Source organism: Brevibacillus sp. HB2.2, assembly GCF_013284275.1.
Lineage (GTDB): Bacteria > Bacillota > Bacilli > Brevibacillales > Brevibacillaceae > Brevibacillus > Brevibacillus brevis_D.
This window is the reverse complement of sequence record NZ_JABSUV010000001.1, coordinates 266,279-288,845: the sequence shown is the minus strand read 5'-3', so window position 1 is coordinate 288,845 and position 22,567 is coordinate 266,279. Positions and strand designations below refer to the sequence as shown.

Here is a 22,567-nt window from a genome sequence, read left to right as displayed (position 1 = left end):
GCAGGGGGCGGAGGATCGTGGCAACCTTCTTTTTGATCATGATTTACTTGTCGTTTATCAGCTTGGGTCTTCCCGATTCGGTACTGGGGGCAGCTTGGCCGGTCATGAAAGCAGAATATGGGGCGGCATTTGGTATGGCTGGGTTGATCAACATTGTAATTGCGTCTGGTACGATCGTATCTAGCTTGATGAGCGGTGCATTACTAAAACGACTGGGGACAGGACAGATCACACTGATTAGCTGTTTAATCACGGCGGCAGCCTTGCTCGGATTTTCTTTTGCCCCATCAATAATATGGTTGATGGTATTGGCATTGCCGCTGGGACTAGGAGCTGGCTGTGTAGATACCGCATTGAATCATTATGTCGCCACGCATTATGAAGCCCATCATATGAGCTGGCTGCATTGCTTCTGGGGTGTGGGTGCTACGCTTGGCCCCATTATTATGTCTGGCTTTATGCGCGATCATGATTTATGGCGGAATGGCTACTTGACTATTTCTCTTATACAATTTGCGTTAGTCATACTTCTAGCGTTCACACTTCCTTTGTGGAAACGGATCGAAAACATACAGAAGCATGCTGTAAAAGAGTCACAGGTCCAGCCGTCTCGTGGGCAGAGCGAACAGCCGTTACGGACAAAGGGCGTTAAGCTTACTTTGCTCACTTTTCTCTTCTATTGTGGGGCTGAAGCATCGGTAGGATTATGGGGGAGCAGCTTTTTGGTAAATGAAAAAGAGCTACCTTCGTCTGTTGCGGCGATGTGGGTAGCCATGTATTACGGTGGCATTACCGTGGGGCGATTTATCACGGGCTTTGTTACTTTTAAAGTGAGCAACCGCGTCCTGATTCGCAGTGGACTTCTCGTATCATTCGCCGGGGCAGCGCTGTTGATGTTTCCATTACCGACCTTTTGCTCGCTAATCGGTTTCCTCTTGCTCGGGTTGGGCTTCGCGCCGATTTACCCCTGTATGCTGCATGATACCCCAGAACGCTTTGGAAAAGAGCAAACGAAAAAGCTGATGGGCTATCAGATGGCGGTTGCGTACACGGGTGCCACATTTTTGCCTCCGTTGCTAGGATGGCTTGCTACACAGACGACCATTTCTATTTTACCGTTTTTTACAGCCTTCTACATTGCGTTCATGCTATATGGTTCTGAGAGAGTCAATCGAATCACAAAACAACAGGCTGCCCGATCAGAAACGATCTAGCATTTTGGCAATCGCTATTTAGACGACAGCATGTTTTGCAATGCTTTTCCGTATAAAGACAGGGGCATCTGGTCGCCGCTGATGTAATAAAAGGTCGACATGCCATTCTCTAGAGCAAGAATCATCCATGCCATTTCATCCGCGGATAGAGTAGAGTCACTTTCTTTTGGTATCAAGGTCTGTATGGCCTTGGAAAGATGCTGTACCGACTCGATGATCATGTTCGACCATCGCTCTCGAACAGACTCTTCACGCATGGCATACAGCAAAAATTCCAGGTTCAGCATGTTCCACGTGCGATTTTGTTGCTGAACGGACATAAAATAAGCGTTCATGGCTTCTATAAAATGCGATAATGATGGCTGGTGATCAATTACGTGATGGATATTCGACACATGTAATTGCATCTGACCTTCCAAAATAGCGAGAAAGAGATCTTCTTTGGACTGAAAATGAGCATAAACAGCTCCTTTGGTAAATCCAGCATGGTCTGCGATTTTATCAACGGAAGCCCCGTGGAAGCCTAACCGAGCAAAGGTCTCAATGGCTGCGTCAATGAGCAATTGCCGTGTTTCCTGTTTACGCTCAGCTTGGGTTAATCTGCGTCTGTTCATTCGTCCACACTCCTTCTCTTGACAATCATACCATATAGAATTAACATTCCATATAGTATTTAAATCCTTGCTGGTATGTAAGATACAAATGGCAGTTTTGTAGGATTTAACCGTCTACTATGTCATGCTATTTTGGAGTACGATAGATATATAGATCATCTAGTAAGAGGGGACAGTGTACGAATGCAGAGGGAAGAAAGCGTTGCAACGCGGAATCGGCCTATGTCCAATATCTTGGCGCAAACGGTTAAGACGGGAATTATCAAATCGAATCTGATTCCGATGTTTGCCGGATTAACATTGGCACTATATACGTATCACTTCAGTCTAATGGATAAGCTTCCAGAAATCTTATTTGCTACAATCGGCTCTATTTTAATCATGGCAGCAGCGGGTGCTTTTAATAACGTGTATGATCGCGATATCGATTCTGTCATGGAGCGGACGAAAAACAGACCTACGGTGACAGGGGATATATCGACAAAGACGGTTTTATGGCTTGCCTCTCTGATGACGATTTTTGGCTTGGTGGCTCTCGTCCTTGCATCACCATTGGCTGCTATTATGGGTTTTCTCGGACTGTTTTTTTATGTCGTGCCTTATACGATGTGGACGAAAAGAAGAACGATTTACAATACGGAGGTAGGGAGTATTTCTGGTGCAATGCCGCCGCTCATCGGTTGGGCCGCCATTCACCCAGATGTAACGCATCCTGCTATCCTTGGTCTCTTTATCATCATGGTCATTTGGCAAATGCCTCACTTCTATGCGATCGCGATTCGCAAGCATGATGAGTACAAGGCGGCTGGGGTTCCGATGTTACCTGTGGTCAAAGGTGCAAGACGTACCTACATTCAGACAAATGTGTATTTAGTCATTTTAATTGCAAGCAGCTTTCTATTTTGGTCATTAAGCGCTGGTCTTACGTTTATGGCTCTGCTCCTGAATGTTTTATGGCTGGTTCTGAGTGTTTTTGGATACCGGAAAATGGATTCACAGAAATGGTCGAAAACGATGTTTATTTATTCGCTGATTCATATGACGGTGCTGTTCTCGACAGTGATTATTTACTCGCTGATGGGGATTATTTTCAAACTGTAAATCCGTGATCATCCAAGCTGCCTTCACTTTGAGGGCGGCTTCTTTTTTGTCAAAAAACCTTGACGGATAGCGGTTTCTTCTCATGTTCAACCAAAAATGGGCGCATGATCTTTGCACGAATACCCAACGTCACTTCATAAATCTAGAGTAGTTCCATGAAGTGGCGGAGGTGAAAACGAATGGATGAGTTCAAAAAAGAGCTAAAAAAATTGAAGGCTTCTGAAATAAAAGGAGATCGAATGCAGCGTTGGGACAAAGAAAAGATGAATGACGCGACGCTAGTTCGAAGCAGGTGTGGTGGATGTGGCAGATGCCACAGATGTAGTTGTGGTCGTTGCGGTCGTTGCTCTTGCTCCTGTAGCTGTTCCTGCTCCTGCTCCTGTTCTTGCTCCTGCTCCTGCACTTGCAGTTGCACTTGCTTCTTCCCATGCTTTATCGTGATTGACGATTTCTAATCCATACGTAAATGAAGCTCCTGCCCCAAATTGTGACTTGGCAGGGGCTTTGTTATTCCAACTGGAATGTGAGACAAAGAGTGATACATAAAATAGTTGTGACATGTCTTGTCGCAAATTGGTTTATTTCACAACGTTAGGGGGAGGAGAATGGATAAGCTGAATCCTTCGATGCGCATAAAAGTGAAGCGGGATACAGTGTATATACCCGATTCAGACGGAAGTGTGTATTTTCGCAATAACATCGGGACTTTCCGCATGAAGGGCGACATGATCGACCGGTGGGTAGATCAGTTGTTTCCCATGTTTAATGGTGTGCATACGTTGGAGCAATTGACCGACGATTTGCCGGAAGAATATCAGCAACAAATTTTTCAAGTGGCCGGTACACTTTTAGAAAATGGATTCCTTCAAGATGTAAGCCTCGAGAAACCACATGAATTATCACCAGAGGTCATGTCGAGGTATGCCGCGCAGATTGAATATTTGGATCAGTTAGGCGGATCAGGAGGGTATCGGTTTCAAAAATATCGAACAGAAAAAGTATTGGTGATCGGGGCAGGCTCCTTTCTCCTTTCTGCCATCCATGCATTGCTGGAATCGGGATGCGTTCAATTCCATTACGCCATCACGAATGAGACTGCGACCAATCGTGAGCGTCTAGAGGCGATTATAGAACATTCGCGTAGGAAGGACCCACACGTGAAGCTGGATGAACTCAAGCTGACGTCGTGGGAGGGGGCCGACTGGTCAGCGACCATCGAGCCTTTCACTGGTATTTTGTACACGTCAGCAACCGTAAACAAGGGCGAAGTGAGTATGATCCAGCTCGCGTGCAGAGAGCGGGAGAAGGTGTTTGTTCCGGCGTTATTTGTCCAGCAAAAAGGAATGGTAGGGCCGCTGATTCATCCACAGTCAGAGGCTTGCTTTGAATCGGCTTTGCGTCGTTTACATCGGCAGGCTTTGTGTGCGGACCCCGAACAACATCCATATTCAATGACAGCAGCAGCTATGCTGGCGAACATCGCTGTTTTTGATTGGTTTAAATACGTTTCAGGTGTCAATGAAGCAGAGGAAGCAACTAAAATTTATTTGTTAAATCTGGAGACGATGGAGGGAAGCTGGCAGTCCTACATGCCTCACCCCATGCAAAAAGAAGAGATGAGCATGGAGGTATTAGTTGAGAGAGAGCTTGAATTGCGGATATCCAAAGAGGCAGAACAGAAAGAAAGTCTATTGTCTCTGTTTCCGTCATGGACCTCCCCAGATAACGGGATTTTTCACAGCTGGGAAGAGGGGGAGCTTACGCAGCTACCATTGACACAGTGTAGGGTGACAGCAGTCGACCCTGTGGCAGATGGTCCTGCGGAGCTATTGTCAACTGTTGTATGCGCAGGATATACCCATGACGAGGCGCGTAGAGAAGCAGGATTGGTTGGGGCCGAGATGTATGTGGGAAGAATGGTGAACCACCTAATCGCTCAAAATTCAGCTTATCAAGCCGATCTGGAGAGCAATATCGGAATTGGAGCAGGAGAAACGGCAGCAGAAGGTTTATGTCGGGCGTTACAGCATTGTTTGACACTCACGTATGTGTCAGAAATGAAAGGACGACAACCTACGGCTAGACCTGTGCATGTTGACTCGATTGTGGATGAACAGTCCCAGTTTTATGTACGGTCTTTCACTACATTAGGTGAGAAACTGAGGGTTGCAAAAGGTCATGAGGTATGCGGATTTCCGGTTTATTGGGTGGAAACGCGCAAGGGATGGTACGGGAGTATTGGCTTGTTAGAGCGAGAAGCATTGCGAAAAGCACTGATGTATGCCTTGCAACAGATTCAAACGCCAACCAATCAAGTGTCCAAGTATGTTCTGACCGCGCAATCTGTCGGCTTGACGGGTGAAGCCATCGAACTTGCACGCAGTAGCGTTCAGGAAGAATCGGAAAAAGAGGTCTGGAAACAAGCTGTCGAGGTACTGGCTCTTCATCAACTTTCTCCTCGAATCATGAATGCCGCGATAGAGCCATTCCTGGAAGAAGACCTTGGTGGCGTATTTGCCTTGCTGCTCTCGAGGAGGTGCTCCGATGAGTGCTGACATTCTTGTCATTGGAGACGGAATACTGGCAGAGCTGGTTTCAGAACATTTAAAGAACGACTATCGGGTCTGGAACAGTGAAAACATGGCGTCTGTGACTAGTGGAGCAGATTTGGCTCTCCTGTTGCACGATACGTATCATCCTGCTTTGCATGTACAGGCAGAAAAACTTTTTCGCCAAACAAATATCCCATGGCTGCGTGGGTTTGTTTCATTCGGGGAGGCCATTGTAGGTCCGTTGGTTCATCCAGATCAAACAGGGTGCTCCCAGTGTGCAGATATGCGTCGATTGATGGCGGGACGCGATCGCAAAGAGATGTGGAAGGTACAAAATATGCTGAGGGAGAAAGGCGGCATACCCCGTGATCCATGGTCATCTCGTTCGGGATTGTTACAAGTGGCATACCATGTCAGTGCGGAGGTTGAACGTATAGTTGAGGGCAGGCAAGCCCAGTTATCTGAGCATATCCAGTTTATTGATTTGCAAACATTGACCAGCACGCGCCACTTCTTCTTGCCCAATCCTGTATGTCCGGTATGCAGTCGGCTGCCTGAGGATTCTGAAGAACGGGCGAAAATACGCTTGAAGCCTATTGTAAAGCAAAGTCCGGACAGCTACCGGACAAAATCTATAGCCTCTTTGAAAAAAGCTCTCTCCACCGAATATTTGGATTCCCGTACTGGGTTTTTGAATGGAAAAGTACGAGATCTTGTCTCGGTGTTCGCAGATGTAAGTGTCAATCTGCCGTTATTTTCACATGACGAGGGTACGGCTGGCAGGTCTGTTTCATATGCGGATAGTGAGATAACGGCGATTTTAGAAGGAATGGAAAGATATTGCGGGCTTATGCCGCGTGGCAAGAAGACGATGGTGCGTGACTGCTATGCAAACCTAGCGCCGCATGCCCTTGACCCGACAACAGCGGGGACCCATTCAGAAGAGCAGTATGCTCTGCCAAATTTTCCGTTTCAGCCATTTGATCCGAAGCGAGAGATGAACTGGGTATGGGGTTATTCCTTTAAAGAAGAGCGACCCATTCTTGTACCTGAGCTCATGGCCTACTACAGTATGGGATTTGGGGAGGGTGTTGTATTTGAGACCTCCAATGGCTGTGCGTTAGGTGGCAGTTTGGAGGAGGCGATCTTCTACGGCATCCTCGAAGTGGTGGAGCGAGATGCTTTCTTGTTGACCTGGTATGCCCAATTGCCATTGCCGCGCCTCGATCCAGCTACGGTCAATGATCGGGAATTGCTTCTTCTCATTGATCGGATGCAGACTGTTACCAATTACGATTTGTACTTGTTCGATGCGACTATGGAAAATGGGATTCCCGCTGTATGGACGATTGCGAAAAACCGCGGAGCGGAAGGCCTGCATCTCGTTTGTGCAGCAGGTGCGCATCCAGACCCTATCCGCGCTGTGAAAAGCTCCATTTACGAAACGGCAGCCATGCTCATGACTTTGACAGACAAGTACGAAGCGAATCGTGACAAATACTTGCGTATGCTTCAAGATTCGTCCCTCGTGAAAAAGATGGACGATCATGCAATGCTTTACAGCTTGCCAGAAGCAGCGGAGCGCTTATCCTTTCTCATGGATGATTCACGTCCGATGGTCTCTTTCGCTGAACGCTTTCCTGGAAGAAACCAAAATCATGATCTAACAGACGATTTGCGGGAGTTGCTCGGTGTGTTCCAAAAGTTAGATCTCGATGTCATTGTGGTAGATCAAACGACACCAGAGGTAGGGCGCCATGGCTTATCTTGCGTGCGTGTATTGATTCCTGGCATGCTCCCGATGACTTTTGGCCAGCATCTTACGCGAATAACAGGATTGAAACGAGTATTGGAGGTCCCTGTGAAGCTGGGGTATGTGAAACAACCGCTGCGTGTAGACGAGTTGAATCCTTTTCCCCATCCGTTTCCATAACATGCATCTGGGAGTGAGCCGGATGAATCTCGAAAATTTCTTGTACCGCCTTCATTTTGATACAGAAAACGCCAGACCAAGTGATCTCGAAGTGGATTGGGGGGATGCGCCACTGCCATACAAGCTGTACAGGGGGCAACCTGTCATTTCGCTGCCAGAAGATGTGTCTCTATCGCTCATAGATCAAACGGTTTCACAAGAGATGACTCTTTCCCAATTGGGTGCATGGTTATGGTATAGCTACGGACTGATACAAATCAGCCAATCGTTGTTGGTAACCACGACTTCGGCAGATGCAGAATCTGAGTCGTTTTTGCCGCTTGTAATGAAGCGAAGGCCGGTTCCGTCTGGAGGAGGGCTCTATCCAAGTGAGCTGTACGTATATTTGAAGCTGTCGAGTATTCCTCCAGGTCTATACCACTACGATGTGGCTCATCACAGACTCGTACAATTGCGCGAAGGGAATTTTGATCATGTCCTTAACCGAGCACTTGGTGGCAGTTGTCCAGTACATGCATGCTTTGGAGTAGCGTTCGTCTCCATCTATTTTTGGAAAAACTTTTTTAAGTATGATGAGTTTTCCTATCGATTGCAGGGCCTCGATGCTGGTGTACTGCTTGGACAATTGCAGGAAATGGCAAACCAGCTCGGTGTTACGACTGCGGTACACTACCAGTTCCTGGATAAAGCGATGAATGCACTGCTAGGATTGTCTGCCGATCAAGAGAGTGTTTACGCGGTACTCCCTTTATCACTCCAAACAGAAGAGGGGAGGCATTCGAATTCGCTGGCACAATGGACAGAACGAGAAAAGGGGGTGCTGGCAAGCGAGCTAACCAGAGAACTTCCTGAGCAAAAGCATGTGCAAGTGATACGCTCAAAAAGAATGAGACAATATCCTGCACTCCTGCAAATGAATGAAGCTGCTATGCAGGCATCTACCCATGCATTTCGACGATATTCGGATCAGGCGGAAAGCAAACGGCCTCGTCGGTCCGATGAGCGAATCCTTCTCCCGCGTTTGCAGAAACCAAGTTATGATCTGGCGGAATATTGCAGGGAGCGTTTTTCACCGGAAATGGACTTTATCAGGAGGAAAACAGACCAGAATCAGGTAGCGCGTATCATGGAAATGACGATGAGTGCGCTATCGTATGGCAATGATTTGGGGGCAAATCAAGAAGCAGCGTGGAGAAGGCTTTCACTCTTTGTCAGCATTCATCAGGTAGAAGGGATGAAAGATGGGGCATACGCTTACGAACCACTGGAGCACGCTCTTTATCCAATTGTCTATGGAGATTTACGAGCACGTCTACAAGAGGGAATGACCCTGGACAACGTGAATCTGTATCAAGTGCCGCTCTGCTTTCATGTAGTAGGAAAACGTGATCATCTGATGAATCAACTAGGGTTTAGAGGGTATCGCATCCAACAGATGGAGGCAGGAATCGTCGTGCATCACTTGCTTTTAGCAGCGTTCACGTGTGGAATGGGCGGTCATCCATTACTCGGATTTGACGTGGAAAATTGCGATGATCTTTACAACCTAGCGTCCGAAGAGAAAACCTGCTTGATTCAAATTCCGGTCGGGTACTATCGCCCCCGCGCCAGATTTCAAACTGGACTTCATGGATAAAAAAGTGGAAGACCCGAGTCGCGACGACCCGGGTCTTGTCCTGGAAGTAGAGAGGGTATCGAGCTCATCTCGTTGTAACGTAAGAGTCTCTTTATCCACCTTCAACTATCGAACGGTCATTCCACGATCAGCAGCAACAGTCAGCCACAGGCCTACATTGGGAATTGCTCCCGGGCTTTTTCGATGGGGAAATGTACAGATGCGACTTCTAATCGCCAATCATTCGAGCGCATAAAACTTCCTGGAGGGTATTCAAAGACGCATTCTGATTGCAGAGTGAAACCGAGCTTACGGCAAATGGCATTGGAGGCAGGGTTGTCCACAGAGGGATAGGCATGAATAAACTTGTGTCTTCGTTCTTGTTTGATGCGGGTAATCAGTAAAGCTAAAGCTGCAGAGGCGATTCCTTTCCCTTGAAAGGGTGGGAGGACGCTCCAGCCTACTTCGTATACGTTTTCTCCTTGCCAAATGCGGTCCCAATAGCCGATGCTTCCGACCGGGGTGTGATTTGGGAGAAGTACGATGCTGAACATCCTGCTCGTTAGCTGTCTCCCCTTATTGACGTATCGCTCGTGTCGAGCTAGGAGCTGCTCTTCCGTCTCCGGGCCTCCGAGCTGCTCCATCATGACTGGTGCATTCAAAAGGCGTAGCAAAGAAAGATCGTCATCCGCCCAGGGTTGAATGCGGACAAGCTCAGTGTTTAGCGGTGTGGACATTCTCTCACTCCTTATCAACTAGATGGAAAATCATGCTATAATGGTGGTGCCCGAGTGATTCTTATTATCGGAGTATGGAAAGAGTAGCTGAGGTGTAGGAATAGACCCTTTCTGAAAAACATCTGGAGTGTAAATCCAACGTAAATATCGCCACGGACAATATAGGAAAGAGAAAGGGGTACTTGTTCCATGAATGAAAAAAGCATTCATACACAACGGCTCAAATTGATTCCATTTACATATAGAATAGCAACGAATATTTTGCAAGAAAATTACGAAGAGTTATTGGATATGGGGCTTACATTAGGCAAAGGCTGGCCAGATGAGGATGCGATGGAAACGATCCCCAAAATCATCCAAGCACTCGAACGCACAGGGGGACCGACAGGATTTGAATCGTGGATGATCCTTACAAAAGAATACATGAAGATCATCGGTGATGTAGGATTCAAAGGAGTCCCGAATGCGCAGGGAGAAGTGGACATCGGCTATGGAATTATTGAAGCCGAGCGAAAAAAAGGCTACGCGTATGAGGCAGCAGAAGGTTTAGCGAATTGGGCGTTATTGCAGCCAGATGTGAAAAAGATTACGGCGAAATGCCTGCTAGATAACATAGATTCCGCAAAATTATTAGTCAAAATGGGCTTTACAGAAATAAAGAGGGACGACACGATGATTTACTGGTCTAGGCAGAAAGAATAGTACGCTAGAACAGAATCAGAGTTTTACACGAAAAAGGACGCACACATGGCAGTCCTTTTTTTCATGGAGAACATCAATTGCTGGAATTTTCTATGGGAACGTAGTAGGTATGCTTCGTGCCATCGATATAGGGAGCTTGCTCGATTCAGACTGGATCTCAATCTCATCTGGGTTGAGGACCAGCCTTGGAAGAAATTTCGTCTGCATCTTTACGATTTCCTTTTTGCGTTCCTTATCTTCAGGTCCAACGAGGATGTGTACGTAAGAGTTTAACTGAAAATAGTCTGGCGTTAGATCACTTGGCAGTTCGTCTGTTCGGAAATATTCTTCTTGCTCAATCGTTCTCCCGGGCTTTACGTTTTTTTCCTTGATGTCCGGGGTACAGGCAGGTTCGTCTTCTGGGTAGGGAAGCTCCCAAGCGTCTCCAGAGGAAAACGCTTCTAGTCGATTTGTTACACCATAGCAATGACCAGTCGTGTATGTGATTGGTTTCCGCGAAGTATTCGTGACAATTGTATTTACGTGGTACATTGGTGAGTCGTATTTTGGATTGTCGATTTCGGTAACGGTCACTTGAAACCGAAGTCCTTCTTTCTTGAATGGTTTGTCAATGAAAAACATGCCGGTTCCTTGTGCTTGGGCCGCGTTTACGTTCACGGCGCCAGCCGTCATAACTAGTAAAAGACATACGAGTGAATGGACAATCTTGCGAAACACACAGTTCACCTCCTCACGTTTCGTTTTTGAAAAATGTGCATGGAGGCACCCTCTCAATATTCCATATATTAACTATCCTTGCAATGTTTTTTGTTCCGGAAAATTTTCTATGAAAATTTTCAAAGGAAAGGTAACCCCAGACTTCCTTCTTTCGTATTGAAAGGAAGGAAAAGATGATCGCTTTTCATTGAACTATGCAACGCGTGTCTCTATACTGGAGAGATAAGCATTGGTAAATAATTGTGAGGGATAGCATGCAGAACTGGATGACCCAAATTATTGAACAATATAGTTACTTTGGCATCTTACTGATGATGGCACTGGAAAACATCTTCCCACCCATACCTTCAGAGGTGATCTTGACGTTCGGTGGATTTATGACGTCGCAATCCTCCTTAACGGTTTTTGGCGTAATCTTGTCAGCTACAATCGGTTCGGTGATCGGGGCAATCATTCTCTATGGAATCGGTTATTATCTGGACGTCAAAAAAATAGAGAAGATCGTAGAGAGATGGGGATATCTTCTGCGCATTAAAACGGCAGATATCCATAAAGCGAATAAATGGTTTGACCGATACGGGTACTGGACGGTCTTTTTTTGCCGCATGGTCCCATTAATCAGAAGCCTGATTTCCATTCCAGCTGGTATGACCAAAATGAATTTCCCGCTGTTCTTGTTGTTTACAACACTTGGTACGTTTATTTGGAACATCATCCTCGTGATGGCTGGTCACTTATTGGGAGAGTCATGGGAAGACATTCTGTACTACTTTGATCTCTATTCCAATGTCGTTTATGTTGTACTCGCCTTTGCGGGGATCGTGTTTCTCATCTTATTCCTCCGCAAACGAAAAGTGGACGCCTAAAACCGAAAAACCATCTTTCCTTCGAGGGAAGGTGGTTTTTCCATTTGGAACCAAGAGGTAAACATATTATAAAAAGTCGTAATTTTCTTGCAAATACAAAGCGCCGTAATTGCGCTAAGGTGTAGGGAGGGGGAGTAGGTGACATGGGCACCGCCCTCATTCTTGAGGCTGGGAGAGATGCAACTTGATCGATTTGCTACTCGTAAACGGCGTAGTCATTACCATGGACAAAGACCGTCGGGTACTACAGGACGGGGCAATCGCCATTGACAAAGGAAGAATTTTGGAGGTAGGCGACACTCCACTTCTAAAAGACAAGTATCCCGCGCAAAAGGTAGTCGACTGCAAGCATCATTGTATACTGCCAGGCTTCATTGATGCACATGGTCATGGCGGACATTCCTTGTTCAAAACGATTGCAACGGACAATATCAACGACTGGATGCCAATCATGACTAACACTTACAAGCACTACGTCACAGACGATTTCTGGTACTACGAGGGAAAGCTGTCCGCACTGGAGCGGCTTAAAGCCGGGATTACGACAGGTGTTAGCGTCCTGGGCTCGATGCCCCGCTCTGATGATCCGATCTTTGCCTTGAATCACGCCAAAGCGTACAACGAGGTTGGCGTCCGCGAAATCGTAGCGACAGGTCCATGCAACCCACCGTGGCCACATCCCTTTAGCCGCTGGGTCGATGGACAAAAAGTAACGAAGGAGGTCACTTATGAGCAGGTTCTCGCTGGAGCAGAAGCAGTGATCGAAGCCCTGAATCACGCGAATAACGATAAAACCAGAGCATACATAACGCCATTTGTCATCGTGACCTCTGTCAATCCGTCCTATCCGACACCAGCTGACCAATTGTTTGGCTTAACCGATTTCGACCGGTACCAAGCGCGAAAAATCAGGGAGATTGCGAAAAGGTACGACACGCGCATCCACTCCGATGCTTTTGGAGGCATGATTCACCTCGCGATCCAAGACAAAGAGTACGCGCTGCTCGGTCCAGACGTACACTTACAGCATTGTCGGGGGATTTCGTTTGACGAGGCGAAAATTTTGGCCGAAACAGGAACGAATGTGAGCGCTTCTCCTGGTTTTGGTCAAATCAACGCACGTACCCCGATTACGGAATTGCTGGAGATGGGAGCGACTGTTGCAATCACGACAGACGGTACTTCACCGATGACTCCTTTTGACATGTTTCAGGCCATGCGCAGAATGCAGCTGCTGCAACAAGCTGCGCTACGTGATTACTATTACCTCCCGCCGGGCAAGCTGCTGGAAATGGTAACAATTGATGCGGCGCGCTGTGTCGGCTGGGATGACGAGCTGGGGTCTCTTGAGGCTGGTAAAAAAGCGGACATCATTACCGTAAATATGTATCAGGCCCACTTGAATCCAGAGAACATGCACGTCCATCGTGTCGTCTATCAGGCAGTCGGTGGAGATGTGAACCACGTCATTGTCGACGGTGAGCTGATTATGGACGAGCGCCGTGTTTTGACTGTGGATGAAAAGCAAATCCTCAAGGAAGCGAATGAAGAGGCGAATCGCACAATTGAGCGGGCAGGTCTGGAAATCTACATGCAGCCAAGCAAGTATTTCTGGGGGCATGCGCGAGCTTATTTGGATGAGAGAAGGTTTGACCCGACGAAGCTAGGGTAAGTAATTGAATGAGGTCTAATTCTCGTATTTATAGAAGCGATACTGGGTGTACTCTCAGTAACGCTTCTTCCAGTTTTACTCAGGAATAGACCAGGGTTTGTGACGCCTTGTGGAGAAGTGGTATTTTGAACGGTAAGATGAAAAACTCCAGCCTAATTATTCGAGGTGAGCTTTATGAAAAGGAAGATCGCTATTTCTCTGATTTCAACAGTGATTGCATCTATTGCTGTTATCACATTTTTATTTTTTCAAACCAGTAACGACTATTATAAGTTTTCGGAAGGCGCCTCTCCCGAACAAATCGAAGCATTAAAGAAAAATAACATCGACTTTCTTATAAAACCAGACAGTTCCATATGGGTCAACCGATTGGATGAAATGGACGTAGTACAATGCTGCACCTAAAGTGTCGCCCTTGCATTGAATAGGAGAAGGTGCCCGCCGCCTTCCCTTTTTTATTATGATTATAGTTGACAAAAACGATAGGATTAATCATTATTTATTCATAATCCCCATCGACTAAGTTGGAATAAAAAGAGGTGCAGCCATGTATCTGACTATTGATAATGTTACGAAACATTTCGTGAATGAGCAGAAACAAAAAGTAAAGGTGCTGGATGATATCAATCTGGAAGTGGAAAAGGGCAGCTTCGTTTCCATTGTCGGCCCCTCTGGCTGTGGAAAATCGACGCTGCTCTACTTGATAGCGGGATTGGATCAACCGGACAACGGTGACATCCACGTTGCTGGCAACAAAGTGAATAAGCCCGGACCTGACAGAGTTGTCGTTTTTCAAGAAGCGGGATTATTTCCATGGCTGACCGTTTTGGAAAATGTTACATACGGGCTCAAGTTGAAGAAAATGTCAGCAGCGAAAGCCAACGAAAAGGCGCTGGAAGTGCTCAAGATGGTCCATTTAAGCAAGTATGTTCATTCTTATCCCCATCAGCTCTCAGGAGGGATGAAGCAACGCGTAGCCATCGCTCGGGCACTTGTCATGGAACCCGACATTTTGCTGATGGATGAACCGTTCTCGGCGCTGGATGAACAGACGCGGATGGTTCTTCATAAGGAGCTGCTTGAGATTTGGCGAACGACCAAAGTCACGATTTTTTTCGTCACCCATAATATCCGGGAGGCCGTTTTGCTTGCGGAGAGGATCGTCGTTTTTGCCACACGCCCCGGAAAAATTAAGGAAATCATTGTGGTTCCTGCCATGCGCGATGGGGTCATGCCGGACAGTGTGACAGTAAGTACCGAGCAGAAGGTGCTGTCGATTCTGCAAGAAGAGATAGAAAAGGTGCTGAAGGAGGAAATGGGCAATGACTACAGCTTTAAGACGGGTCATCTTCATCGCTATGATAGCGGCGATATGGGAAGTCACATCTAAATTATCGGGGCTGCCATCGTTCATGTTTCCCAGCTTGACCCAGGTTTTCGAAACACTCGTAAATGGCTTGATAAGCGGGCAAATTACCGCCGCGATTGGAAAAAGCATGGGACGAATCCTGTTGGGCTTTCTCATTGCCATTATCATCGGACTGATATTGGGTTACTTCATTTGGAGGTACAAACTCGTAGAAGATACGCTTGGCTTTGTCGTGACTGCGCTTCAATCTATCCCAAGTATTGTCTGGTTTCCGCTTGCGATTATCTGGTTTGGCTTAAATGACTTCTCCATCCTGTTCATCGTGACGATCGGGGCGACTTGGACCATGACGGTAAACGCGACCAGCGGTTTCAAAAATGTCCCGCCGCTATATCAGCGGGTAGCCAAGACTTACGGTTCGACTGGCTTTCACTTTGTACGAACAGTCATTCTTCCCGCATCTGTACCACAGATCATCTCTGGGCTTCGGATCGCTTGGGCGTTTTCGTGGCGGGCACTCATGGCTGGTGAGTTGCTCGGGGGTGGCGGTGGTCTTGGGCAATTACTCGAGATGGGCCGTTCACTTGGACAAATGGATTTGGTGATATCTGTCATGATCATTATTGCGATCATCGGAACCATCGTCGATAATGTTGTCTTTTCACGGATCGAACGCAACGTTCAGATGAAGTGGGGAGTCCATTCATAAAAGAAAAATGGCTAAGGAGTGTGTCGTCACATGCTAAAAAAAATGTTTAGTACCGTTGTCGCATCCCTATTATTAATGGGGATTGCTAGCGGGTGCTCTACAGGCGGAGCCGAATCCTCAGAGAAGGAAGTCAAGATCGGATATTTCCCAAATCTGACCCATAGCGCAACGATCATTGCATTGGAGAAAGGCTATTTCAAGGAAGCTTTCGGTGCGGATGTAAAGATTCAAACGAAAACGGTCGCCAATGGCGGATTGTTTATGGAAGCAATGGCAACAAAGGCGATTGACGTAGGGACAGTCGGACCTGGACCGCTGTTGAACTTTTATGTCAAGCATCCCGGGTATCGTTTGATTTCAGGTGCGGTCAATGGCGGAGCTGTGCTCGTCATGAATGGTTCAACCAATATTACGGAACTAAAGGATTTAAAAGGCAAAAGAATCACGATTCCGGTAATCGGCAGCACACAGGATGTCATGCTCAGAAAAGCACTGAATGAAGTTGGCCTGAAACCGACCACGAATGGTGGAGACGTGGAACTATATGCGGCGGCTCCGGCAGATACGGCAGCCTTATTCGTGCAAAAGTCTGTTGACGGTGCAGCAACGCAGGAACCGTGGGGATATGTCCTGGAAAATCAGGCAGGAGGAAAACTGCTTTTGGACTGGGATCAATTCGCTTGGGGGAAAGAATCAACCAATACTGTGGTAGCAGCCAGCGATGAATTTTTGAAACGAGAAGGATTGGCAACCGCCTACCTGCAAGCACATAAAAAGGCAGTCAAATTCATTCAGGAAAATCCCGAAGAAAGCCAAGACTTGATCATCAAGCATTTGAAAAATCTGACTGGCAAAGAGTTGAGCAAAAAAGAAGTGCAGGCAGCTTTTTCTCGTTTGGAAGTTACAACAGCGGTTAATGAAAAGGTCATTCAAGAAATGGCAGATATCAGCAAGGAAGCCGGATATATTTCCAGTAATAAAATCGATGGCTTGATCGATTTGAAGTATTTGGAAGAGGCGAAATAAATCGGGTGAGAAGACGGAATATTCAGCAGGAGGAAAGAGGGGTGGAAAGGAATTAGATGGGAAAGGAGGTCGTGCCACGATGAGACCACATGAACAAGGAAATAATCAACCGATCGACACCTCATTAGAGACACAGATTCATACTGATTTCCAAAAGGAGATGACGTACGGCGATTATTTACAGCTCGATCAAATCTTATCGAGTCAACAGCTTCAATCTACCCATCATGATGAAATGCTATTTATTATCATTCATCAGGTGAGTGAGCTATGGATGAAACAAATTTTGCACGAACTGTCAGCAGCAAATGAATGCATCTGCAATCATGATCTGGAGTCTGCTTTCAAAATGTTCGCGCGAGTCTCGCGTATCCAGCAGCAATTGATTAAATCGTGGGATGTCCTTTCTACATTGACGCCAGCTGACTATCTCCAGTTCCGTGACAAGCTGGGTCATTCGTCAGGATTTCAATCCTATCAAAACCGACTGATCGAATTTACGCTAGGTTATAAGAACCAGCATGTCCTTGCGGTGTATGCGCATCAACCAGAGCTTCACGCCCAGATGAGTGTGGCCTTGCAGCAGCCTAGCATTTATGATGCGGCGATCAGGGAGATGGCTGTTCGGGGCTTGCCGATTGATCCGGAATGCTTGAATCGCGATTGGTCGCAACCATATCAACCAAATCAGAGTGTAGAGCAAGCCTGGCTGACCGTGTATCGAAATGTGAACCAGTATTGGGATTTGTACGAGTTGGCAGAAAAGCTGGTGGATATCGCCAGTCAGCAACAGCAATGGCGCTTTAACCATATGACGACAGTCGAACGTATCATAGGCCAAAAGACGGGAACGGGTGGGTCATCAGGCGTCATGTACTTACGCAGAGCGCTCGATCACCGTTTTTTCCCGGAGCTTTGGAGCTTGCGGACACAGTTGTAAAAAACTCTTCAAAAAACAGCGAGAAAAGCGTCTTGGGGACCCAGGGCGCTTTTTGACATGTAGTACTCAATTCACATCTTTTCACATATCTTTCCTAATAATGGGTACAAATACCCTTCTTTTCCTGACAAACATATGTTTTCATTTTTTATAGTATACCTTATTTTTCAAGTACAACCAGAAATGGAGTGGGCATTTGGATGGAAACAATGAAGCCACCTATGGAAGTGTTATATGCGAAACAGCTGAATGCACTGCGATCCCAGGATACAGGGACAAAACCTCCCAATTGGCTGATGTCGCCCAGAGCTGTGCGCGACTTTATTTTAGGAACGGATGAACCCCTTTCTTATGAGGGCGAAAGTATACCGATTACGAAGAAGTTCTATGGAGACGATGTACTTATTGAGCGTGCAATCGTCACGTTGGCAGGCAATCGCGGCTTAATGCTTGTCGGAGAACCTGGAACGGCAAAAACGATGCTCTCTGAGCTGCTGTCTGCGGCTATCTCTGGTACGAGCACGAATACGATCCAAGGCACCGCGGGAACGACAGAGGATATGATCAAATACTCCTGGAACTACGCGATGCTGCTGGACAAAGGTCCTTCGTTGCAAGCGCTGGTTCCTTCTCCTTTATACACCGGAATGAGCAAGGGAATCATTACCCGTTTTGAGGAGATTACCCGTTGTCCGTTTGAGGTTCAAGACGTGTTGATTAGTATTTTGAGCGACAAGGTGATGAACATTCCCGAGCTGTCAGACGGCATCCTGTTTGCCAAGCCCGGTTTTAATATCATTGCAACAGCAAACTTGCGGGACAAAGGCGTCAATGAAATGAGTAGCGCCCTCAAACGCCGTTTTAACTTCGAGACAATCGCGCCGATTAATCATGTGAAAATGGAAGCCCAAATTATCGAATCCCAAGCAAAAGTGATTCTGGAGCAAAGTGGAGTAAACATCGAAATCGATCGCGATGTGGTTGAGATATTGGCGACTACCTTCATGGAACTGCGGATGGGCGAGACCAAGGAAGGATTCAAAATCGATTCCCCTCAATCCGTGATGAGCACAGCCGAAGCCGTATCCGTCTATGTTCAAAGTGCAATGACGTCCCATTACTATGATGGCAGGTCAATTTCCATGGATCGACTGGTGCAGAACATGCTGGGAGCCGTCGTCAAGGAAAACCAAAAGGACGCAAATATCCTGAAAACCTACTTTACCAAAGTGGTCAAAGAACGGGCAAAGGAAGAGGGTCTATGGGGAACGTATTACAACGAGAAGAAATGGATCAAATAAAAGATCAGGACCGCTTCATAAAATCATTCGTCGAAGATGAGGTCTACAACCTCAGCAAACAGGTCGTCTATTTCCCGGTTCGTCATCATAGTCCTGCATGCGCGTTTCATTTGAAAAAAACGATCGAAGAGTATCAACCGGAAATCATTTTGATTGAAGGCCCGGATCATAGCAATCATATCATTCCGATCTTAACGGATGAACGGACGAAGCCCCCTGTGAGCATTTATTATGCGTACGTCTCAGGGGAGCAAAAATACGTCTGTTACTTTCCGTTTCTTCTGTATTCGCCGGAGTATGTGGCCTTGGTTGAAGCAAAACGCCGGCAGATTCCCGCTGCTTTCATTGATCTAAGCTACGGAAGCCGCCTGGAGAGCTTGGAAGACGGCCATGATTTGAAAAAGAAGAATGAAAAACTGTCTTATCACGATGAGCGCATGCTGGCAGGCTCGGAGTTTATTCAGCGATTGTGCCAGACGATGAAATGTCGAAACTTCGATGAGCTGTGGGAAAAGGTTTTTGAGATTGATGGGATTCGCAAACAGACGAAGGATTTCGTCAAGGATGTCTTTGCCTACTGCTACCTGTCACGCAAATGCTATGATGACGCTACTTTGGAAGCGGAAGGCGATTTGATTCGCGAGGCGCACATGCGTCAAAAAATTGCAGAGGCAAAGAAAAAGCATGGGAGAATTCTCGTGGTAACCGGGGGCTTTCATACATACGGACTCATCGAGGAACGCAAGACATCCTATAAGATACAAAAGGTGCAGGAAGAAAAAATATATCCGATGGTGTACACGTACCAGGAAGCAGATCAGTTGAATGGGCACGCAAGCGGGATGCCGTACGTCCATTATTATGAGAGTGTGTGGAAGGCACTGGAGAAGAAGGAGCCTGCTCCCTTCTCGAACAGCGCGTTAACGTACCTTCCGCAACTGCTAAAAAAACTGCGTGGCAAGGGAGAAACGACGTCTACAGCGGATGCGATCGAAGCATATAGCCTCATGAACGGTTTGGCTGTCATGCGGGAAAAGGCTGAGGGCGGTGCCTATGAGTTGCTCGATTCCGTTCTCTCTGCTTTTACAAAAGGCGAGCGCTCGATAGCAACCTCTCAGCCGATCGAGACATTGAGAGAGCTGCTGACCGGAGACGGAATCGGTGAAGTGGCTCCTAATTCACTGGATGTGCCCATCGTTCGCGATTGCAAAGACAGATGTAAATCGTTAAAGCTCGCGATCACGACGACAGCCCGCAATCAAAAGGTGCTAGAGCTGTATGCCAAGAAGTCGCATCGTGAAGCCAGCCAGTTTTTTCACTGCATGCAGTTCTTGGGCACAGAATTTTGCACCAAAGAAGCCGGACCTGACTGGATGAACAACCGAAATGTCAATCTCGTCCGAGAAACATGGCGCTACAGCTATTCCTCCTTCGTAGAAGCCCGTCTGATCGAGAGCTCGGTCTACGGTGGGACGGTGAAGGAGGCAGCTGCCCATAAGCTAGCCGATATGGTAAAAGAACTGCCGCAGCATCAGAGCTATGAGCTGGCAAAATGGCTTTTGATGGCGGTCGTTATGGGGTTGGAAGAGCTGTCGGAAAGGCTCTTTGAATCTGTAGTAGAGTCCGTTAGGCAGGATGGACATTTTCTCTCGCTATGCAAAACATTAAAGACACTCACCATTCTTTTGGAGCAAAAACGGTTGTTCGGTCTTAGCGAAACAGAACGGTTGGAGAACTTGGTGGAAGAAGTATATTACCAAGCTGTGACCAAAATCGTCGAGCAGGGAAACCCGAACCCCAACGAACTGGATGAGTTGGCTGATCAGCTTAAATTCCTCTACATGCTGAGTGAGAAGAGACAGGCGGATGGTTCCCGAGAGATTTTCAGTGATCAACTGCGGGAATTGCTGCGTAACGACAAGCTCCCTGCGAAGCTAGAGGGGGTAGTGGTCGCGATCTTGTGCAATCTCGAAGTGATCGACCGCGTAGAAATCTCCAGACGTGCTCGTGCCTATATGTTCGGCTCGCCTGAGCAAATGCTGCATACCGCCGCGTATTTACATGGCGTTTTTATCGTGGCTCGTGACTATCTCTTTCACCAAGAAGAAATCCTCCGCGATTTGCATCAGATGATAACATCCTTGGCCTACGACGACTTTTTGCAGGTAGTGCCTGAACTGCGATTGGCGTTTACATATTTTAGCCCAATGGAAATTAGTATGCTCTCGGAAAAAGTGGCAGCTCTCTTCCAAACGACGGTGGAACAAGTCACGAATCCAGTCATCGATGAGCGTACCTTGCGTGATGCCCGCATGCTCGATCAAGCGATCAAGGAGGAGTTTGCCAAATGGAACCTGATTTGAGCCGCGAAGCCTTGAACCGCTGGCGGTTGTTATTGGGCTCGCATGCCGAGGAATCATTGGAAGGCAGCGGGGTCTATCAATCATCCGAGTTTTCCTATCAGGAATTGGACTCGATTCTTGAATTTTTATACAACCGTGAATATGGAGAAGAGCAAGGTTATCGAAAAGAAGGCGGCCGAGGAGAATCGGCATTGACGGTGCCCTCCTGGCTGAACAAAATCCGCAAGCTGTTTCCCAAGAAGACGGTAGAAATCCTCGAGCGGCAAGCTCTGGATCGCTATAACATGACAGAGCTGTTGACAGACAAAAAAGTGTTGGAAAGCATGGAGCCCAACATGACCCTCTTAAAAAACATCCTCCAATTTAAAGGCAGGATGAAAGGAGAGGTCGTAAAAAGTGCAAAGGAAATTGTACGAAAGGTCGTAGACGATATACGGCGTCAGCTTGAAAATGAAGTGCAGACCAGCATCGTCGGCAAGCGCAATCGCCACAAACGCGGTTATACGAAGTCGATGAAAAATCTGGATGTCCATAAAACGATTCGTAAAAATTTGAAGAACTACGATCGCAAAAAAAGCCGTTTTATCATCGATGAGCTGTATTTCCACAGCAATATCCAGCATCACAACAAATGGAACATCGTCATTGTTGTGGATGAGAGCGGCAGTATGATGGACTCTGTGATTTACAGCTCCGTTATGGCAAGTATTTTTTACAAGCTCGCTGCATTGAAGACGAATTTGGTTATTTTTGATACGAAGGTCGTTGATTTGAGCGATAGACTGGATGATCCGGTCGATGTGCTGATGAGTGTGCAGCTTGGTGGGGGGACTCATATTGCACAGGCGCTCAAATACGGAAGAACACTGCTCGAAAATCCATCGAAGACGATATTTATCCTCGTCAGCGATTTGGAGGAAGGTTATCCGATCAAGGAAATGTATCGCCAAAGCAAAGAGATTATCGACGCAGGCTGCAAGTTTTTAGTGTTGACGGCTTTGGATTTCAATGGCAACGCTACGTACAACCAGCATGCTGCCAGGGTATTGAGCGATATGGGAGCAAACGTTGCCGCGATCACGCCTGATGAACTCGCACAGTGGATTGGTAAAGTGATCAAATAGAGAGAAGGAGGA

General features: G+C 46.9%; 19 protein-coding genes. 16 read left to right on the top strand and 3 right to left on the bottom strand.

Going from position 1 to position 22,567, the window contains the following annotated elements; genetic code table 11:
* Positions 1 to 17: 17 nt before the first annotated feature.
* The gene (locus tag HP401_RS01055) at positions 18 to 1,214 is read left to right on the top strand and encodes an MFS transporter (RefSeq protein ID WP_173603769.1); all 1,197 of its coding nucleotides are present in this window, start codon (positions 18 to 20) and stop codon (positions 1,212 to 1,214) included.
* Between the two features lie 14 nt (positions 1,215 to 1,228).
* On the opposite strand, the gene HP401_RS01050 is transcribed toward HP401_RS01055, so the two are convergent.
* The gene (locus HP401_RS01050) at positions 1,229 to 1,828 is read right to left on the bottom strand and encodes a TetR/AcrR family transcriptional regulator (RefSeq protein WP_173603768.1); all 600 of its coding nucleotides are present in this window, start codon (positions 1,826 to 1,828) and stop codon (positions 1,229 to 1,231) included.
* 183 nt (positions 1,829 to 2,011) lie between these two features.
* On the opposite strand from HP401_RS01050, the gene cyoE reads away from it, so the two are divergent.
* From cyoE to HP401_RS01025, 5 genes are all read left to right on the top strand, one after another.
* Positions 2,012 to 2,929: a heme o synthase gene (gene cyoE, locus HP401_RS01045; protein WP_173603767.1), complete on the top strand. Its 918-nt coding sequence runs from the start codon at positions 2,012 to 2,014 to the stop codon at positions 2,927 to 2,929.
* Between the two features lie 179 nt (positions 2,930 to 3,108).
* Complete coding sequence (locus HP401_RS35670; RefSeq protein ID WP_173603766.1) at positions 3,109 to 3,384, top strand: heterocycloanthracin/sonorensin family bacteriocin; 276 nt, start codon at positions 3,109 to 3,111, stop codon at positions 3,382 to 3,384.
* Positions 3,385 to 3,534: 150 nt separating this feature from the next.
* On the top strand, positions 3,535 to 5,484 hold the full coding sequence (locus HP401_RS01035; protein WP_173603765.1) for a putative thiazole-containing bacteriocin maturation protein: 1,950 nt from the start codon (positions 3,535 to 3,537) through the stop codon (positions 5,482 to 5,484).
* Positions 5,474 to 7,414 carry a TOMM precursor leader peptide-binding protein gene (locus tag HP401_RS01030; RefSeq protein WP_173603764.1) on the top strand — a complete coding sequence of 647 codons (1,941 nt, stop codon included), beginning with the start codon at positions 5,474 to 5,476 and terminating at the stop codon, positions 7,412 to 7,414. The genes HP401_RS01035 and HP401_RS01030 overlap by 11 nt, the downstream gene beginning before the upstream one ends.
* A 22-nt stretch (positions 7,415 to 7,436) precedes the next feature.
* Entirely contained in the window at positions 7,437 to 9,050 is a 1,614-nt protein-coding gene (locus HP401_RS01025) for a SagB family peptide dehydrogenase (protein WP_173603763.1), read from the top strand.
* Positions 9,051 to 9,202: 152 nt separating this feature from the next.
* On the opposite strand, the gene HP401_RS01020 is transcribed toward HP401_RS01025, so the two are convergent.
* Entirely contained in the window at positions 9,203 to 9,766 is a 564-nt protein-coding gene (locus HP401_RS01020; protein ID WP_173603762.1) for a GNAT family N-acetyltransferase, read from the bottom strand.
* A gap of 189 nt (positions 9,767 to 9,955) precedes the next feature.
* On the opposite strand from HP401_RS01020, the gene HP401_RS01015 reads away from it, so the two are divergent.
* Positions 9,956 to 10,468 (top strand): GNAT family N-acetyltransferase, encoded by a 513-nt coding sequence (locus HP401_RS01015; RefSeq protein WP_173603761.1) that lies wholly within the window; start codon positions 9,956 to 9,958, stop codon positions 10,466 to 10,468.
* A gap of 90 nt (positions 10,469 to 10,558) precedes the next feature.
* Here HP401_RS01015 and HP401_RS01010 read toward each other — a convergent pair whose 3' ends face one another.
* Positions 10,559 to 11,185 carry a hypothetical protein gene (locus HP401_RS01010; protein WP_254456966.1) on the bottom strand — a complete coding sequence of 209 codons (627 nt, stop codon included), beginning with the start codon at positions 11,183 to 11,185 and terminating at the stop codon, positions 10,559 to 10,561.
* 254 nt (positions 11,186 to 11,439) lie between these two features.
* Between HP401_RS01010 and HP401_RS01005 the strand changes: the two genes are divergently transcribed.
* From HP401_RS01005 to HP401_RS00965, 9 genes are all read left to right on the top strand, one after another.
* Positions 11,440 to 12,051 carry a DedA family protein gene (locus tag HP401_RS01005; protein WP_173603760.1) on the top strand — a complete coding sequence of 204 codons (612 nt, stop codon included), beginning with the start codon at positions 11,440 to 11,442 and terminating at the stop codon, positions 12,049 to 12,051.
* A 184-nt stretch (positions 12,052 to 12,235) separates the two neighbouring features.
* Entirely contained in the window at positions 12,236 to 13,723 is a 1,488-nt protein-coding gene (locus tag HP401_RS01000; protein ID WP_173603759.1) for an amidohydrolase family protein, read from the top strand.
* A 547-nt stretch (positions 13,724 to 14,270) separates the two neighbouring features.
* Positions 14,271 to 15,113 (top strand): ABC transporter ATP-binding protein, encoded by an 843-nt coding sequence (locus tag HP401_RS00995; RefSeq protein ID WP_173603758.1) that lies wholly within the window; start codon positions 14,271 to 14,273, stop codon positions 15,111 to 15,113.
* Entirely contained in the window at positions 15,046 to 15,801 is a 756-nt protein-coding gene (locus HP401_RS00990) for an ABC transporter permease (RefSeq protein WP_020372021.1), read from the top strand. Before HP401_RS00995 ends, HP401_RS00990 begins: the two co-directional genes overlap by 68 nt.
* Positions 15,802 to 15,831: 30 nt before the next feature.
* Positions 15,832 to 16,827 (top strand): aliphatic sulfonate ABC transporter substrate-binding protein, encoded by a 996-nt coding sequence (locus HP401_RS00985; protein WP_173603757.1) that lies wholly within the window; start codon positions 15,832 to 15,834, stop codon positions 16,825 to 16,827.
* 79 nt (positions 16,828 to 16,906) lie between these two features.
* A complete protein-coding gene (gene kynA, locus HP401_RS00980) occupies positions 16,907 to 17,767 on the top strand; it encodes a tryptophan 2,3-dioxygenase (protein ID WP_015891010.1) in 861 nt (286 codons plus the stop codon).
* 200 nt (positions 17,768 to 17,967) lie between these two features.
* Positions 17,968 to 19,068, top strand: a complete 1,101-nt coding sequence (locus tag HP401_RS00975) for an ATP-binding protein (protein WP_172801856.1) — start codon at positions 17,968 to 17,970, stop codon at positions 19,066 to 19,068.
* A complete protein-coding gene (locus HP401_RS00970) occupies positions 19,029 to 21,431 on the top strand; it encodes a DUF5682 family protein (protein ID WP_173603756.1) in 2,403 nt (800 codons plus the stop codon). The genes HP401_RS00975 and HP401_RS00970 overlap by 40 nt, the downstream gene beginning before the upstream one ends.
* Entirely contained in the window at positions 21,416 to 22,555 is a 1,140-nt protein-coding gene (locus HP401_RS00965; RefSeq protein WP_016740514.1) for a VWA domain-containing protein, read from the top strand. The genes HP401_RS00970 and HP401_RS00965 overlap by 16 nt, the downstream gene beginning before the upstream one ends.
* The last annotated feature ends 12 nt before the right edge of the window (positions 22,556 to 22,567 follow it).